This window comes from Bifidobacterium callitrichidarum (assembly GCF_003129905.1).
Classification (GTDB): Bacteria; Actinomycetota; Actinomycetes; order Actinomycetales; family Bifidobacteriaceae; genus Bifidobacterium; species Bifidobacterium callitrichidarum.
Map to the genome: position 1 here is coordinate 1 of NZ_QFFM01000069.1, position 324 is coordinate 324.

Genomic DNA, 324 nt, shown 5'->3' on the forward strand with positions numbered 1-324 from the left:
ATCGCCGTGCCAGGCCTTAGCTTCCGGGTTCGGAATGGGACCGGGCGTCTCACCTGGGCCATGACCGCCGCAAATCTGTAGTTATACGGTCAGGAAACGTTGTTCCTGCCGGCATGTGGCGGTTTGGGAACCGGATAGGGGACGCGAACCGTTGTCGATCTTTGGTTTTATGGTCGCCTGACATTCCTTGATGCCTGGGCGGTCCGAGCGCAGTATCGGGACCTCCAAAAGAATGTTTGGAGGATGTTGTGTTGTCGTTTCCCCGTTAGTACCGGTCAGCTCCACCCCTCGCGGGGCTTCCACGTCCGGCCTATCGACCACGTG

1 protein-coding gene and 1 rRNA gene are annotated in these 324 nt (G+C 59.0%); both read right to left on the minus strand.

Features of this window, described 5'->3' with window-relative positions; translation table 11 throughout:
• Positions 1-72: ribosomal RNA gene (gene rrf, locus DF196_RS13150) — 5S ribosomal RNA — on the minus strand; the annotation flags it as partial.
• Between the two features lie 9 nt (positions 73-81).
• On the minus strand, positions 82-324 hold a 243-nt coding region (locus DF196_RS13715; protein WP_206603806.1), incomplete at its 5' end, for a hypothetical protein.